This is a genomic window from Erwinia sp. JUb26 (assembly GCF_003751505.1).
In the GTDB taxonomy this organism is placed as follows: Bacteria; Pseudomonadota; Gammaproteobacteria; order Enterobacterales; family Enterobacteriaceae; genus Erwinia.
The window spans coordinates 642,647-658,265 of record NZ_RJVB01000002.1; the positions used below are offsets into that span (position 1 = coordinate 642,647).

Genomic DNA, 15,619 nt, shown 5'->3' on the forward strand with positions numbered 1-15,619 from the left:
TCCTCAGAATCGGTAGTTCATATCAAATGAAACGGAAAGGTTTTTCTCGCGGACGCCGTCATACGGGCGTTTATCCCACGTCAGCTTGACGCCGGTATCCAGCACGTCGTTCCAGCGCACCCGCTGGCCGTAGCTAACCGTGGTCACCGCGCCGCTGCCCTGCCCCTGCTGCCAGTAAGCACCGGCACCCAGCTCAACCTGCTGGCTCCACTCGGTCTGATAGTGGCGATACATCAGGTGATCGAGGCTCAGCGCGGGCACCACCGCCAGATCCCGCGACGGGCTGTAGTACGGCGTATCCGTTTTACTGTTGTGGCTGCCGCTGATATTCGGCGTGAAGTCGAGGGTATAGCGCGCGCCGGAGGTCAGCCGCTCGGAGCCGTCTAAAGACCACTCCACGCGATTGTTGCCGTCCGAGAACCAGGACGGCGCCACGGAAACCTGCCATTCGCGGCGTTCGCTCTGCCGCCAGCGCGCCCAAAGATTACCGCCGTTGACGGTGATGCCGTTGCGCAGCGCCTGCAGCGGCGCCTCGCGCATCAGCCGCTCCGCGCTGCCGCCGATGCGCCAGTCGTCGTTAAAATCGTGCCAGCCCGACAGCCGCGCACCGATTTTCTGCCCGCTGCCGTAGCGCTGGCCGTTCAGCTCCGCTTCCGCCCAGTTGTCGCGCGTGCGGTATTCCACACCGCCGCGTACGCTGCGGTTGATCCCCCGTCCTTCGCTGAACTCGCTGTCGGCAAACGACAGGCCGGTGAAGATCCGCCAGTTCTCGTCGACGGGCGGACTGTAGAGCAGCGCGTCGAGGGAGACGTCGTTGGCGCCGCTGACCGGGCTGTCGGAGTTGATGCCGTGTTCGCCCTGCACGCGCAGCTCGGCGTAGCGATGCACATCGCGCAGACGATCGAGACGCTGCGTGCTACGGCTTTCCGGCTGGCGCTTAATCACGTCATCCGCCAGCAGGTCGGCCTGCCGCCACTCCTGCAGTTCCAGCGCGGTCAGCCCCTGCTGCGTTTCCAGCCCCAGGCTGCGCGGCTCCATGCTTTCCACACGCTTCAGCTCGGCTTCCGCCCGGCGTGGCCAGCCGCGGGTCAGCCACAGGCTGGCCACATCAATCTGTAAACCCTGATTGCCCGGTGCAGTGCGCGCCAGATGTTCGGCCTGCTGCTGCGCCGCAGGCAGGTCGTCATGCAGCAGGGCTGACTGAACCTGCAGCTGCCGCGCATCCAGCCAGTCGTCGTTAGGCACCCGTTCCGGCGAGCCGAAAATATTGAGCAGATAGGGGCTGGAGGCGACGAACCGATCGCTCTGCCGACGTGCGGCATCGGGCTGCTCATCCTCGGCCAGCGCGTAGAACAGGTCGCTCTGTTCGGTGCGGCTGAGCGGGGCAGCCGTAGTTTCCGGCGACAGCGACCGATAGATGGCCACCGCGCGATCCGGCTGGCGCAGCCACAGAAAGGCGGCCGCCACCCAGCGGCGGGCGTAGGTCGGGATCACCGCCCCTTCTGCCGTCAGCCGCTGATATTCATCGACCGCTTCCTGCATGCGGCTGCGGGCAACCAGCGCGCCTAATCGGTCGATGCGCGCCTGCCTATAGTCGGTGTGGGCGGCGGGGTCGTTCTGCCATGCCGCCAGCAGCGGCTGATAGTCGGCCAGCGCCCGATCGGCGACGGTAAACCGCTCCGCTTCCGAGCGGCTGGGCGCAAAGGCGATGCGCACCTTTTCCGCCGCGGCATCGCGCTGTAGCCTGCGCAGCTGCACCGCGTCAGGATTTGCGTGCGCGGCCTGGAGCAGCGCCGGGCCGCTGACCCGGTTGAGGGAGAGCGCGTTGAGGTAGTTTTGCTCAATCTGCCGATCGCCGGCGAAGCGCGATTCGGCCTGGCTGGCGGACTGCAGCGCATCCTCTTTGTGCCCGGCGGCAAACTGAACATAGGAGAGATCGAGCCAGCGACGCGCGGTGGCAGCCTGCGCCACACGCTGCTGCGCCAGCGGCAGGGCCTGCGCACTGCTGCCGGCATCGGCCAGGGTCATCAGATAACCGCTGTGCAGATCGTCATTACCCGGCTCGCGCGCCAGCGCCCGCTGCCAGACGGCCAGCGAAGGCTGCCACTGGTGCAGATTGCGCAGCGATCCGGCCACCGCCTGCAGGCCGCGCACTGGCAGCGTCACCTGCCGGTCGTAGCGCTGCCAGACGGCGACCACCTGGCGATCCTCCCCGGCCCAGCTGGCAATCTGCAGCCAGTCAGCGATTTCACTCGCGCTCAGCGTTCGTCGTTCGGCTTCGCCGTCGAAGAAGCGCAGTGCAGGCGCATTGTTTCCTTCGCGGGCGGCCACGATCAGGGCGTCATAATTCTGCGCCGCCGCCAGCGATGGCAGGGTGCTGAATGTGAGTAATAACGCGACCGCTTTTTTCCGCTGGTGTGGGCGGCATTTCAACCTGGAAAAGCAACAAAATAACACGGCAACTCCTTTATTATTTTACTTATCCGTACAGGTGTATTGTTGGGCTTATTATTTATTTAAATTTTCAGGGTGAACGAATCCCCACCCGAATTCGGATTCAGGAAAATAGGGAGTCGTATCATTGGTGATGAAAATCCTACATAGCATTGAGGTCTTGTACAACTTTTAAGGATTAAGATTCCTCTTAAACCTTTGTAATGCAGAGTTATTTGCAAGATTTCAAGAACAATAAATTATGTATTTTCAATAAATTACCCCACTCACCATACCAGTTGGAATAAGACTAATCCCGCAAGTTATCTGAATTTAGAAAAACACGCTTAGGCAAATAATGAAAAAACAAACTTCCTGTAAGACTCATTAATCAGTGTTGTCATGAATATGACATCGGAAAAATGAAAGCAATAAAACTCCAGTAATAAATGGATCTAATTTTACCGCACGGCCTTAGCTGATACACTGCCCTTCTGCAAAGTGAAAACGCTTTTTTCAACGGCTAAATTTAATCACCGTGATAAATTTCATTCTTTTTCGCTAATAAAAAACCGCCAGGCCGCAGAAACACAGGCTGCCTACCCCACGGGAAAAAACCGCCTTATCGTGCGTAAATTTCGTTCAACTTTTAAAAACCGATGATATAATGTGACCGTCGTCACACTTCCTTGACCTTACGTCAGTTCGGAAAGAGCCTACCTGGCAGCTCTTGTTCCGCTTACGGTGATGCCGCTTCCAGTCTGTCAGGACCGATCATCGTGGAGTTAAACATGGGTACAATTACTGCCAGCGTTATGCTGATGAGATGGGAACTGCTGAGCGCGGTAATGATGTTTATCGCCAGCACGTTCAACGTGCAGTGCCGTAAAGCCAGCCGCAACGCCATGGCGTTCGTCTTTACCGGCATCGGCATTGGCATGTCCTGCTGGTTCGTCACCGGTCTGCTGGGGATGACCCTGAGCATGGAAAATTTATACAACTTCTGGCATATCACTAAAGACGTGTTTATCAACGTCATGAGCCAGACCCCCCCGGACTGGCCGATGCCCTGATTTTCCGGCCCGATGAGCCGGACTCATCGGGCAGATTTGCCCCCACCCGACTTCACTCCCCTTCGTTTACTGCTTTGTTAAAACTTCGCGAAATTACCGCTGGCTTAAAAAATAATCCTGACGCAATAAACCGATTAAGAAATTATTTTTAATTCCACAGGAATATTCCTAATCGCATATCGTTAAATACTGATATAAAATAGCCGAACTACCTCAGCAAGAATTAACTCCAGTTATTATCGCCATATAATAGTTAAGAAAGGTAATAGCATTTATGAGAAAGTCACGATATACGGCAGAACAAATCAGCAGAGCAATTAAAGATTCAGAAGACGGTATTAAGGTGAAACAGATTTGTGAAAACCTGGGTATTTCTGAAGCCACATTTTACAGTTGGAAAAAGAAGTATGCAGGATTAAATTCAGAACATGGAAGAAAAATCAAAGAATTAGAAGAATCCCTGCACAGCCTGTCGCGCGAACTGCAGCTGATCTCTTCCGATAAAGAACTGCTTCAGAGTATTGTGAAGAACTTCTTCACCACCGGGGATAAACGCAAAGCGGTCACCTTTCTGCAGGATACCCACAACGTGGGAACCCGCCGCAGCTGCCGCCTGCTGAATATCAGCCGCAGCGTTTATCATTATCCTTGTACTTGTGATGGCCAGTAACTGACTGACAGCAGCAATTATTTATCACTCTTTAACATTAGCCACCGACCGGGCAAAGGATATACGGTCGGCGCTAATGTTTTCTTTATCGCTGATGCGGCGTGCTGTCTGATATCTCTTCGTTCAGCGGCACAATCCGCGGTTGCGGCTTGATCCTCATCGCCACCACCACCCCGCCGATCAGGCAGAAAATGCCGCAGAACGTTAGCAGCGGCGGCCACTGCTGGCGCAGGGCAAAGGTGTAGGCCAGCCCCGCCAGCGTTTCAAAAACGATTAGCGGCCCGAGCAGCACCGCAGGGAGGCGCTGGCTGGCTTCGTTCCAGCACAGCGTGCCCAGCCATGAACAGAACAGGCCGATGGCCAGCATCAGCGCAATAAAGATGCCGGGCTTGGGGCCAAACGGCAGGGTAAACTGTGGCTGCGTCAGATGAAGCTGCCCCATCACCAGCAGATAGCCCAGCAGCGCCAGTGGCAGCGTAGCGATGCCCTGCGCGGTCGCCCAGGTGCCGGGCCGCAGCGTTGGATGCTGGCGCAGCCAGCGCGAGTTGCGCAGCGGATACCACGTCCAGCAGATGACGGCCGCCAGCGCCAGCGCGATGCCGCTGAAGTAGCGCCACGGATCGAGCTGCTGCCCGGCTCCGCGAATTTCAGCCACGTTCACGCAGGCCAGCCCGCAGACGATCAGCAGCAGCGCCGGAGCCAGGCTTCGCCAGCTGAGGCGGCCATCATCGCCGCCGTAAAACAGGTTGGCGCAGACGGCAATCACCACCGGCAGCGTACCGATAATCATCGTGGAAACCGGTGCGCCGGTGCGCTGGATGGCCGTAGCCAGAAAGGCGTAGTAAAGCAGATTCCCCACCAGCGTCAGCTTAAACGCTTCCCGCCAGTCGTTACCCGTCAGCCCGCGCAGGCGTTGGCGATCCTGCCAGGCCAGCGGCAGCGCAATCAGCCCGAAGGCCAGATAGCGGCCCATTGACTGCAGCGTTCCCGGATAGTCCGGCACCAGCAGCGGCCCGACAAAGATCAATCCCCACATCAGCCCCGCTCCGAGGGCAAATAAAATTCCCGCTAACATCGTTCACTCCAGAAGGTACACAACAGCAATGCTGCAGTATGGCGGGGAATGGCATCAGGGGATTGTAGCAAATTGCGCTAGCGGCTCTGGCGAACCTGTTTCTGGTAGCGAGCGGGCGTGATGCCGTAGCGTCCGGCAAAGCTGCGGGTCAGATGCGCCTGATCGGTCAGGCCGACGGCGGCGGCAACCTCCGCCGGAGGCAAACCGCCAATCAACAGCTGGCGGGCCTGATAGAGGCGGAAGGCCATCAGCATCTGATGCGGGGTCACATGATACTGCGCCTTAAACTGGCGCTGGAAATGATACGGGCTGAGCGACATCAGCGCGGAGAGATCGCTGAGGGTAATCCGCTCGGCCAGATTTTCGCGCAGGTAGTCGCGCACCCGATCGAAACGATGGCGGGTCGGCATTTCTTCCGGGCGAACGTTGCGGGCATGGGGGCGCAGCACGTCACACAGCGACAGCAGTAGGCCATCGATCGCCAGCGCGTCGTCCGTCTGCCACAGCCCGGCGAGGATCTGTGAAACTTCACGCGCGTGCTGAGGATGATGGCGCACCGCGCGGTCAAACCACCAGCCGGATTCGCCGGTCAGCGCGGCCAGCCGCTGCGGTTCCAGGTAAATCATTCGGTACTGCCAGCCACCTTCGCAGGCCGACTCGCCGGTATGCAATTCGTCCGGGTTCATTAACACCAGCGAGTCGACCGGGGCCAGATGCTGTTCACCGCGATAGCGAAACCGCTCGGCGCCGCTGTCTATAGTGCCGATGCCGAACGCCTCGTGGGTGTGCGGCTCAAAGGCATAGTGGGTGATGTGCGCGCGATACAGCTCCACGCCCTGCACGCCGGGAAGATGGCGAAAGCTGGCACGATCCTGCTCGTAGCAGAACGTTTCCGGTACGCCTTCCATTTTCGCCTCCTCGCTTAAAAATCGACCACCAGTTTACGTTGTTCAGCCCGCATCGAACAGTGCGGATTACACCCGCACGAAATGCGCGGCAAACCGTGCGAAAGGCACACACTCATTAATGATTTATTTATCTAAGGCGTGCTCAAATACCGCCTCATCCAGCGGAAAGGGATCCTCTGCCATGTCGGAACTTCTTCTCACCCCACGTTCGAACAGCGGTTTTGCCTTATTTTCGGCCCTGATGGGCGGCCAGCTGGCGCCGAATAAACTGTGGCTCTCGCCGTCGTGGCGCGCCAAATTTTTCCTGCGCTCGATGCTTACGCCCGTCAGCAGCGGGCGGCACCTGCACCAGATCGCCACCTGCGAGACGCTGCAGAAAATTCTGCCGCAGCAGCCCACACTGCCGGGAAAAATCCACCGCCCGTACCTGCACCTTGGGCTGTCGGTCAGCCAGCGCGTGGCGGCAATACATCAGCATTATCGCTTTGTCGCGCAGCTTAAACGTGACGATCTTCGCAAGGGGATGCTGTCCGCTTCAGGCTTTGAGCTGGCCTGCTTCAGCGGCAAAGACGGCGAAGCGATAACCCTGACTATGATATGCAACGGTCGCTGCGAGCGCGAAGGGGAAGTGAATTTACTACTCCACTGCGATGGCACTCTGCTGGGGGTGCTGACGTTTGCCGTGACCGAGCGCAATGGCAAACCGCAACTGGTCATAGGTGGCCTGCAGGGCGCGCACCGCGAGACGCCGCACGAATTTATTCGTCACGCGACGAAAGCCTGCTACGGTCTGTTCCCCAAAAGAATACTGCTGGAAGCGCTGATGCAGCTTGCTGCGGCGATGGGTATTACGCAGATTTATGCGGTGCGTGATGGCGGCCATGTGTTCCACTGCCTGCGCTATCGCCTGAAAAAGCGAGCGCTGTTTCACGCCTGTTATGATGAGTTCTGGCAGTCGGTAAGCGCCACGGCGATATCGCGCTATTTGTACCAGCTGCCGCTCAGCCTGCCGCAGAAGCCGCTGGCAGAGATCGCCAGTAAAAAACGCGCCGAGTACCGCCGCCGCTATGCGCTGTTGGCGCAGCTGCATCAGCAGCTGAGCCGCTTTACCCGATAAGATTAACCGGCTGGCGGCTGCGCGGTACCGGCGTCCGGTTCCTGCTGGACGTCATCGATCTTCCAGCCGTCGTGCTCGTGTACCAGCGTCACCAGCAGGTGCTGTTGGTCGGTCGGATCGCGCCCGAGTGTCACGTCGCCAAAGGCGCGATTGCCGTTCAGAGTAAAATCACTGACGATAACGTTATTCACCCAGCCGTCGCTGTAGTCCTGATCCTGCAAGAAGTAATCATCATCCATGCCTTCCGGGCTTTTGATCAGCAGGTTTATTTTCTGCAGCAGCCTCTGGGTCACGTACTCATTCAGCAGCGGATCGTGCTCATCAATCGGGCTTTCTTCTTTGCTCAGCGCCGTCAGATACCAGCTGTAGAAGGCCACGCTGGTACTGTGCGGATCGGCATTATGCTCTGCCGCCATCGCCTGAAAGGCGAATATCGGGGCAATCAGCATCAATAACCACTTTTTCATTCCAACCATCCCGGATTCACCACGACTTGTTTTCCTCAATCAGCCCAGGCACTCCATGCCGCCAGTGATTGTATTGGATTTACGCGGCTAATCCAGCGTTCCCGGCGACGCTGCCGCCTTTTTTTGGTAACTGTTTATCGGTGGATGACACACCTGTTCAGCCACTCGGTCAGGATGGCCGCCAGCCGCTGCGGCTGTTCCAGCGGCAGCATATGGCCGGAATCCTCCACCAGCCGGAATTCCGCATGGGGGATTGCCTCACACAGCGCCCGCGACTCCGCCAGGCTGCGCATGCGATCGTCAGCGGCGGCCACCACCAGCGTCGGGCAGCGAATATCGCCCAGCAGATGGCTGTCGCTGTTGCGCGCCATCAGCAGTTGGCGAATATAAGTTTCCCGCCCCAGCCGCAGGCTCATATCGAGGATCTGCTGCACCAACTGCGGGTCGTCCTCGTGGCGCTGGCTCAGCGACAGTTTAATCGCCCGGTGGCCCAGGCCACGAAACTGACCGCTGGCGCGCTGTAGCGTCTCGGCCACCGCGGCCTTAAAATCCGCCTGCAGCGGGCTGTCTGCCGCACTGGAGGTGGCGATCAGCACCAGTCCACGCACGCGATGCGGTACCCGGCGGATAATCTCGCGCGCTACGAAGCCGCCCATCGAAAACCCCACCAGCACGAACTCCGGCGGGCAGCGCTCCAGCACGCTCGTGGCCATCTCCTCAACGGATTCACCCTGCGACAGATTGCCAAAGGTCACCGGGCCTGCCGCCTCCAGCTGCGGCAGCAATCCCTGCCACAGCCCGGCATCGCACATCAGTCCAGGCAGTAATACCAGCGCAGTCATAGATAGTGCTCCAGAACGTTATTGGCCAGCTTGAAAAATTCATACATAACGGCGCAGCCGCCGAAATAGGCGATCAGGCCAATGATTACCGCCAGCAGGCGTGACGGTATCGCACGCGGTGCGTTCCACGGCGCGGCCAGCAGCCAGTTGACCAGCTTACCCGGCAGGCAGATAACGGGAACGCCGCGCTCGCGGATGCGCCACACCCCGCTGAGCACAATCAGCGCCAGCATGATTTCAAACAGGCCCGCCAGCCCTGCCCGGTTCCCCAACAGCTTGGGCAGGCCAAAATGCATCAGCACCAAAAAGAGGGCAACCACCAGGGCCGAGAGTATGCCTTCAACCAGCAGCCAGACACTCAGCGCAATCTGCCAGCGCCGCAGCGTCTGGAAAACCAGGTTGTGTCCGTAGAGATAGAACAGGATCAGCACGCCGCTGAGCGTCAGCACCGGCCATGTGGGATGGGCCTCGACCGCGCTGCGGTTGATGACCACGCCCCAGAACAGCAGCAGATAAATACCGGCCCAGCTCAGGGCAATGCGCGTTTCCTCAAAGGGCGTTCCCCGAAGGGGGACTTCCTGACTGTACTGCCACACCATCGGGTTGATGCGTTCGGCCAGCTCGGGATAGCGGGAGCACAGCTCGCTCACCTGTTTATTCATGTCGGCGAGGAAATTGGGGATCAGCCTGGCCCAGAGCGGCAATGTCTCCTCGCTGCCGGTAATCAGCGCCACCATCCGTTTTTTACGCCAGGAATCCCCGGCGGAATGCAGCAGCGCCTGCCAGCTCGCCCCCACTTCCGTTCGGCGAGCGGCGCGGTTGAGCTGCCAGACCACCCGGCCCGACAGCACGCTGGCGTCATCGTAGCCATCCAGCCCCCAGCCGAGTACGTCCGAAAGATGCATCAACCGCTCGTCGGTCAGCCCCGGCCGGTCAACCAGCGCCTGCGCCAGCTGCTGATGAAACTGCTGCTGCTGCAACAGCGAGCCGTTAGCCGCCACCCGCTGCCAGGTTTCCTCCAGCTGTGCCATCCCACGCTCCGATGCCAACAGCCGATCCGCCAGCTGGTTGATTTCTTTTATGCTGTAGGCGGGCGGTGGTTGAGGGATATCTTCCGCGTCCTCGTCGGTGATTTCCGTTCCATCACGCGCAGCATCGTCGCCATTTCCGCTGAACTCCACGCCATCATCATTCAGCACCAGCGTTAAGCCCGTTTCCCCAGGCTGAACCTGAAAGCCAAAACCAGCCAGCTCTCCCGACTCGCTGGCGGCATACCGTTTCGCCTGCTCCCATGCCTCACGCAGCCGCTGATAACCTTCAGGATCGCGATCGGGGCGATGCTGCTTCAGCTGTCGCACGTAGGCTCGGCGGATCTCGCTCTCGTCGCGGGTCGGATCGATCCCCAGTACGCTCCATTCGTTCATCTCACTGGGTCCAGTTATCGTAGCGGGACAGCATCTGCTCCAGATGCTGACGGAAATCGGCAATCTGACGCACGTCCTGGGTTTCCAGCAGCTGTTCAAAGGCCGACAGCGCGGCATCAATCTGCTGGCGTTCTTCGCCCAGCAGGAAGCGATAAAGCTCGTTGCAGCGCGTCAGCACCCGGCGGTTTTCCGGCCGATCGCGCGGATGCTGCTTCAGCGAAGCCAACCGCTCCAGACTTTGCTGGATCGCCTCCGCGCTCATCTGGCCCGGCACGTTTTCAATCACCAGTCGGCTGGTAGTGTCCGATGCCGACGTGCGGCACTCCACTTCCAGAATGCCGTCCAGCGTATAGGTAAAGCGCACGTCGATGCTGACTTCCCCCGCCTTGCGCGGCGGCACCTCGAGTTTAATCTCGCCGAGCAGAATATTGTCCTTAACCCGTCGCCCTTCCCCTTGGTAGATCTCAATTTCTACCACGGTCTGATTGTCAACGGCGGTACACAGCGTTTTCTCCATGCTGACCGGCAGGAAGGTGTTGCGCTCAATCAGCGGCAGGAAGAAACCCGCTTCCGGGCGGCCATACTGCTCGCGCAGGGTCGCCACGCCCAGCGAATAGGGCATCACGTCGGTGAGGATCACGTCCTCCACCGCGCTGTCCTCCATCACCATTCCGGCCTGCACGCCTGCGCCCAGCGCGACCGCCTGGTCAGGGTGCAGATCGTGGCGCGGAAAGCGGCCAAACAGGCGGGCCACGGTCTGACGGATCAGCGGCATACGCGTGGCGCCGCCCACCAGCAGCACGTGATCCAACTGGTCAAGGGTAAAACGGGCATCCTGCAGCGCCTGACTGACAGGCCGCTGGATGCGGGCAATCAGCTCGCTGGAAATCTCAGCAAACTTCGCCTCGCTCAGCGCCCACTGCCAGCGTTGCCCCTGCCATTCCAGCTCGGCGGTGGCGGGAGAGGACTGGGTGAGATCGCACTTCAGGCGTTCGGCCAGCTGGCTGAGGCTGGCATAAAGTTCCCCTTCCGCCTGGTTAAGCTCCGGGAACTGCTGCTGCATCCAGCGCAGGATCGCCGCGTTAAAATCATCGCCGCCGAGGAACACGTCGCCGCTGCTGGAGCGCACTTCCACCACGCCGTCGAACATATCGATAATCGACACATCAAAGGTGCCGCCGCCGAGGTCAAAGGTCAGGTACTTCTGCTGCTGGTTATGCAGCAGGCCGAAGGCCAGCGAGGCGGCGGTCGGTTCGTTCAGCAGCCTTTTGACCTCCAGCCCCGCCAGCTCACCGGCGGTTTTCACCGCCCGGCGCTGCACGTCGTTGAAATAGGCCGGAACGGTGATCACCGCGCAGGAGACCGGCTGGCCCAGCGCGTTCTCCGCATCCTCTTTCAGCTGACGCAGCAGGATCGCCGACAGTTCCTCGGCGCGGAAGCTCTGCGCGCCAAGCTTAATCGTGGTTTCGCTGCCCATATGGCGCTTAAAGCTGGCGGCGGTCAGGTGAGGATGCGACTGCAGACGCGCCTTTGCGGGCTGGCCCACCAGCATATTGCCCGCATCGTCCACGCCGACGACCGAGGGCGTCAGAACGTCGCCAAACCGGTTCGCCACCAGTTCTGAACGCCCGTTGCGCCACAGGCACAGCAGGCTGTTTGAGGTGCCAAGATCGATACCAATGACTAAATCGGTGGTCATTCACGCTGTCCTTGTTGTCCCGCCCGCGCGGGTAAATGTTATGCCCAGTGCTTTTTCTTGCTGGTTTTGCCAATGCCCGGATTGCAGCTGTTGGTCGGGTCAAGCTGATGGAAATGCTGCTCGTGCTCGCTGGAGGCATGATACAGATGGCCGATATTGTGCTCCGCCGGGTACTTCGCGCCGCGCCGATCGAGGTATTCCAGCACTGCGTCCTTAAAGGCCGCACCGTCCACGCCGGGCTTCAGAATGTAGTCCTGATGATTGACCAGGCAGAAGAAGTGGCCGCAGCAGGATCCTTCCAGCACCTGCGCCTGAAGTTCCGGCGGCAGCTGGATCATCCACTGCTCGTCGTTACGCCGCAGCGCCACGTCGAAGGCGATCAGCCGACGGTCGGTGTTAATGCCGTAGTAGTCGCAGTAAAACACGGTGCAGGCGCCGACGCCGAAACGCACCAGGAACGCATCGCCCTGCTCCGCTTCCGTACAGTGGAACCAGTCGCCGTTGCGCTCGGCAAAGAACGCGGTCAGCAGGCGGTTCATCGCGGCGGCTTCTTCGTGCGCCACCTTGATCATCAGATGGTGCTCGTAGCGGCGATGCCACGACAGCAGGCGCGGTGAGATAGTCGACGGCGTCAGCCGGTTACCGAGCTGGATCAGCTTATCGATGGTGTTAGCCGGCAGCAGCTTCAGCTGCTTCACCCGCGCATCCCAGCGGGCCTTTTTCTGCATCAGCCCCGGCAGCGCCGACGGCCCCAGACGCTTAATCGACAGCAGCATATGGCGGGCATAGCGCAGCGTCAGGCGGAAGGCATTACGATGAATGTATTCCGCCTGAATCGGTAGCTGTTCAAGGCTTTCAATCAGATAGCGGCGCAGCTCCAGCAGTACCTGCTCATCGTTGGTGCCGATATAGAAGGTGTCTTCCTGCGGCGTGGCGTCAAAGGTGGCCAGGCGCACGGCGAAGACAATCACCTTTCCGGCGCAGCCCGCGCTGTCGTGCAGATACTGCGGATTGCCGTTAAAGCGCGTCGGCGTCACGGCATCCACGTCCTTAATCACCGAGGCGTAGTCGTCGGCCCAGATTTTCCCTTCCCAGTCGGTGGCGGTGCCGGTTGCGTAATCGCCGGATTCCAGCCGGGCAATCATCTGCTCCGGCTCGGTGCCCAGATCGATACCCAGATGGTTCACCAGCTCCAGCCGACCGTCGTCGGTAATGCGGGCAAACAGAGATTTTTCGGTAAACGCCGGGCCGCGCTGCAATAGCGATCCGCCGGAGTTGTTGCAGATGCCGCCCACGACGGAGGCACCAATGCAGGAGGAACCGATCACCGAGTGCGGTTCTTTGCCGTACGGCTTCAGGCTCTCTTCCAGTTCGGTCAGCGTGCTGCCGGGAAACGCCACGATCTGCTGCGCATTATCGATCACCTGCACCCCTTTGATTTTGCGGGTGCTGATAATGACCACCGGGCGATCGTAATCGTCTCCGTGCGGGGTCGATCCGCCGGTCACGCCGGTATTGGACGCCTGCATCAGAATAATCACGTCGTTTTGCTGGCAGACTTTAAGCGCCTGCCAGAGCTGAATCAGCGTTGCAGGCAGCACCACGGCCAGCGCGTCACCGTGGCCCACGCGAAATCCTTTGCAGTAGTACGCTTTCTGATAGCTGTCGGTAATCAGACCGTCGGCACCGACCACCTTGCCAAGCTGTTGTAGGGTATTGGCATGTTGCATAGCGGGTTGACCTCTCCCTGGAAGATTGATGTGCGCAAAGAGTGTACCTGACACTTTTCCGCCAGAGCTAGCACCGATCGACAGAAAATTCCCCGATGTATCGGCGAACAAACCCACAGGATTGATAATGATTTCAGCCAGTTCGGTAATTTCAGGGATATCTTCGGTGAAAGCGCGTTATGCAGCGGCGATCGACTGGATGACCGGCCGTTCATCCAGAATTAGCGCGACGCATGTTTATTCTGACCGTGGATTATTTTTCCGGAAAAAACGGCAGGAAAGGATGAATAAATAGTTAGCTTTTTAACTGCCATAGGCAAAGTAATTTTATGCATATTTTATTCACACAAAATGCATAAAATAATTTTTTCCTCTGTTTTTCAGAAACTTGAATGTGATCAAAAAGTGAATAATTACGAACTATTCTGTGTTGACATTGTTATCCCCCACGGCCAGCATTAGGCCACTCGCTCACCTCCCGCCAGCGGTTCTGGCCTGAGTGAAGGCCATACGGCGCTGTCCGTTTTCTCGTCGCGTAGTACGCCTGAAACCCGTTTTCATCGGGACGGGATTGCTTTGCCTGCAAAAAATATTGAGAGGATGCCATGTCTGACCAAGCGGATGCGCAGCAAAATCTGCACCGGGGCCTGAGTTCCCGCCATATCCAGCTGATCGCCCTCGGCGGTGCCATCGGAACCGGGCTGTTTATGGGGGCCGGTAAAACCATTGCCGTTTCGGGAACCTCCATCCTGATCACCTATGTGGTGGTCGGATTCTTTATGTATATGACCATGCGGGCGATGGGTGAGCTGCTGCTGACCCGGCTGGACTATCGCTCGTTTGCCGACTTCGTGGCCGACTATCTGGGCCCGAAAGCCAGCTTCTACCTCGGCTGGTCCTACTGGCTGAGCTGGGTGGTGACCTGCATCGCCGATGTGGTGGTCTGCGGCGGCTACGTGCAGTACTGGCTGCCGGCGCTGTCGCCGTGGATACCGGCGCTGTCGACGCTGGCGCTGCTGTGCCTGCTCAACCTGCTATCGGTGAAAATGTTCGGCGAGGCCGAGTTCTGGTTTGCGATTATCAAGGTGATCGCCATCGTGGCGCTAATCGTTACCGGCGGCTGGATGATCGCCAGCGGCTGGACCTCGCCGGACGGCGTGCAGGCGTCGCTGAGCAACGTCACCAATCCGCAGGTGTTTATGCCACACGGCATCGTCGGCTTCTTCGCCGGGTTCCAGATCGCTATCTTCTCCTACACCGGGATTGAGCTGCTGGGCACTATGAGCGCCGAAACCCGCTCGCCGGAGCGGGTGCTGCCGAAGGCGATTAAAGCCATTCCGATGCGCATTATTATTTTCTACGTGCTGTCGATGGTGGTGATTATCGCCGTCACCTCCTGGCAGCATATTGCGCCGGATACCAGCCCGTTCGTCACCCTGTTTGATAAAGCTGGGCTTCCGGCAGCGGCGGCGATTATCAATTTTGTCGCCCTGACCTCGGCGATGTCCTCCGCCAACAGCGGCGTTTACTCCAGTACACGCATGCTCTACGGGCTGTCGGTGGACGATCACGCCCACTGGCAGTTCCGCATTCTGTCGCGCACCACCTCGATTCCGGTACACAGCCTGCTGTTTACCTGCTTCTGTATGCTGATTGGTACGCTGCTGCTGTTCCTGGTGCCGGACGTAATGACGCTGTTCACCGTGGTGTCCACGCTGGCGGCCATTCTGGTGATCTACAGCTGGGCGATGATCCTGATTGCCTATCTGGTGTACCGCAAACGTCGCCCGGACCTGCACCAGCGCTCCACCTTCAAGATGCCGGCGGGCATCGCCATGAGCTGGCTGACGCTGCTATTCTTCCTGTTCTCACTGGTGGTGATGGTGTTTGATGCCGATACGCTGACGGCGCTGTGTAGCATGCCGCTGTGGTTTATTCTGCTGGAGTGGGTCTGGCGGGTGAAGCAGCGCAAAGCGCAGGTCGAGTCAGAGGCGGTGTGATCGCCTCTGCGGACCAGCCGTGTTCGCTGCCGCTGAAGATAATCACGCGCGTGGCGACAGGCTGCATCATAAAAAAGGCTCTGCCGGATAACCGGCAGAGCCTTTTTTGCAGCAGACGGCGTCTCTACTGATGCCGTCTGCTGGTGCCGCCTACGGTGAGCGCTGTGCCCACCGTCTGGCG

General features: G+C 59.1%; 12 protein-coding genes. 4 read left to right on the forward strand and 8 right to left on the reverse strand.

Going from position 1 to position 15,619, the window contains the following annotated elements; all coding sequences use genetic code 11:
- Nucleotides 1–3: 3 nt before the first annotated feature.
- Complete coding sequence (pgaA, locus tag EC836_RS08035; RefSeq protein WP_233599173.1) at nt 4–2,457, reverse strand: poly-beta-1,6 N-acetyl-D-glucosamine export porin PgaA; 2,454 nt, start codon at nt 2,455–2,457, stop codon at nt 4–6.
- 767 nt (nt 2,458–3,224) lie between these two features.
- Between pgaA and EC836_RS08040 the strand changes: the two genes are divergently transcribed.
- The gene (locus tag EC836_RS08040; protein ID WP_123331848.1) at nt 3,225–3,506 is read left to right on the forward strand and encodes a YjcB family protein; all 282 of its coding nucleotides are present in this window, start codon (nt 3,225–3,227) and stop codon (nt 3,504–3,506) included.
- 274 nt (nt 3,507–3,780) lie between these two features.
- A complete protein-coding gene (locus EC836_RS08045; protein WP_123331849.1) occupies nt 3,781–4,176 on the forward strand; it encodes a transposase in 396 nt (131 codons plus the stop codon).
- Between the two features lie 85 nt (nt 4,177–4,261).
- On the opposite strand, the gene EC836_RS08050 is transcribed toward EC836_RS08045, so the two are convergent.
- Both EC836_RS08050 and EC836_RS08055 read right to left on the reverse strand, forming a co-directional pair.
- Complete coding sequence (locus EC836_RS08050; protein WP_123331851.1) at nt 4,262–5,251, reverse strand: DMT family transporter; 990 nt, start codon at nt 5,249–5,251, stop codon at nt 4,262–4,264.
- A gap of 77 nt (nt 5,252–5,328) precedes the next feature.
- Entirely contained in the window at nt 5,329–6,159 is an 831-nt protein-coding gene (locus tag EC836_RS08055; RefSeq protein ID WP_123331853.1) for an AraC family transcriptional regulator, read from the reverse strand.
- A gap of 181 nt (nt 6,160–6,340) precedes the next feature.
- Between EC836_RS08055 and EC836_RS08060 the strand changes: the two genes are divergently transcribed.
- The gene (locus EC836_RS08060; RefSeq protein ID WP_123331855.1) at nt 6,341–7,276 is read left to right on the forward strand and encodes a VirK/YbjX family protein; all 936 of its coding nucleotides are present in this window, start codon (nt 6,341–6,343) and stop codon (nt 7,274–7,276) included.
- A 2-nt stretch (nt 7,277–7,278) separates the two neighbouring features.
- Here the strand turns inward: EC836_RS08060 and EC836_RS08065 are convergent, their stop codons facing one another.
- From EC836_RS08065 to dld, 5 genes are all read right to left on the reverse strand, one after another.
- Nucleotides 7,279–7,743: a DUF3828 domain-containing protein gene (locus EC836_RS08065; RefSeq protein ID WP_123331857.1), complete on the reverse strand. Its 465-nt coding sequence runs from the start codon at nt 7,741–7,743 to the stop codon at nt 7,279–7,281.
- A 134-nt stretch (nt 7,744–7,877) separates the two neighbouring features.
- Nucleotides 7,878–8,585: an alpha/beta fold hydrolase gene (locus tag EC836_RS08070; RefSeq protein ID WP_123331859.1), complete on the reverse strand. Its 708-nt coding sequence runs from the start codon at nt 8,583–8,585 to the stop codon at nt 7,878–7,880.
- Nucleotides 8,582–10,009 carry a J domain-containing protein gene (locus EC836_RS08075; RefSeq protein ID WP_123331861.1) on the reverse strand — a complete coding sequence of 476 codons (1,428 nt, stop codon included), beginning with the start codon at nt 10,007–10,009 and terminating at the stop codon, nt 8,582–8,584. Before EC836_RS08075 ends, EC836_RS08070 begins: the two co-directional genes overlap by 4 nt.
- Nucleotide 10,010: 1 nt before the next feature.
- Nucleotides 10,011–11,708 (reverse strand): Hsp70 family protein, encoded by a 1,698-nt coding sequence (locus EC836_RS08080; RefSeq protein WP_123331863.1) that lies wholly within the window; start codon nt 11,706–11,708, stop codon nt 10,011–10,013.
- 38 nt (nt 11,709–11,746) lie between these two features.
- Nucleotides 11,747–13,438, reverse strand: a complete 1,692-nt coding sequence (dld, locus tag EC836_RS08085; protein WP_123331865.1) for a D-lactate dehydrogenase — start codon at nt 13,436–13,438, stop codon at nt 11,747–11,749.
- A 605-nt stretch (nt 13,439–14,043) separates the two neighbouring features.
- Between dld and EC836_RS08090 the strand changes: the two genes are divergently transcribed.
- Complete coding sequence (locus EC836_RS08090) at nt 14,044–15,438, forward strand: amino acid permease (protein ID WP_123331868.1); 1,395 nt, start codon at nt 14,044–14,046, stop codon at nt 15,436–15,438.
- Nucleotides 15,439–15,619 lie beyond the last annotated feature (181 nt).

Excerpts from the sequence above, each read along its gene's own strand:
- EC836_RS08040 (WP_123331848.1), top strand. The coding sequence starts at position 3,225 with ATGGGTACAATTACTGCCAGCGTTATGCTGATGAGATGGGAACTGCTG.
- EC836_RS08045 (WP_123331849.1), top strand. The coding sequence starts at position 3,781 with ATGAGAAAGTCACGATATACGGCAGAACAAATCAGCAGAGCAATTAAA.
- EC836_RS08050 (WP_123331851.1), bottom strand. The coding sequence starts at position 5,251 with ATGTTAGCGGGAATTTTATTTGCCCTCGGAGCGGGGCTGATGTGGGGA.
- EC836_RS08055 (WP_123331853.1), bottom strand. The coding sequence starts at position 6,159 with ATGGAAGGCGTACCGGAAACGTTCTGCTACGAGCAGGATCGTGCCAGC.
- EC836_RS08060 (WP_123331855.1), top strand. The coding sequence starts at position 6,341 with ATGTCGGAACTTCTTCTCACCCCACGTTCGAACAGCGGTTTTGCCTTA.
- EC836_RS08065 (WP_123331857.1), bottom strand. The coding sequence starts at position 7,743 with ATGAAAAAGTGGTTATTGATGCTGATTGCCCCGATATTCGCCTTTCAG.
- EC836_RS08070 (WP_123331859.1), bottom strand. The coding sequence starts at position 8,585 with ATGACTGCGCTGGTATTACTGCCTGGACTGATGTGCGATGCCGGGCTG.
- EC836_RS08075 (WP_123331861.1), bottom strand. The coding sequence starts at position 10,009 with ATGAACGAATGGAGCGTACTGGGGATCGATCCGACCCGCGACGAGAGC.
- EC836_RS08080 (WP_123331863.1), bottom strand. The coding sequence starts at position 11,708 with ATGACCACCGATTTAGTCATTGGTATCGATCTTGGCACCTCAAACAGC.
- dld (WP_123331865.1), bottom strand. The coding sequence starts at position 13,438 with ATGCAACATGCCAATACCCTACAACAGCTTGGCAAGGTGGTCGGTGCC.
- EC836_RS08090 (WP_123331868.1), top strand. The coding sequence starts at position 14,044 with ATGTCTGACCAAGCGGATGCGCAGCAAAATCTGCACCGGGGCCTGAGT.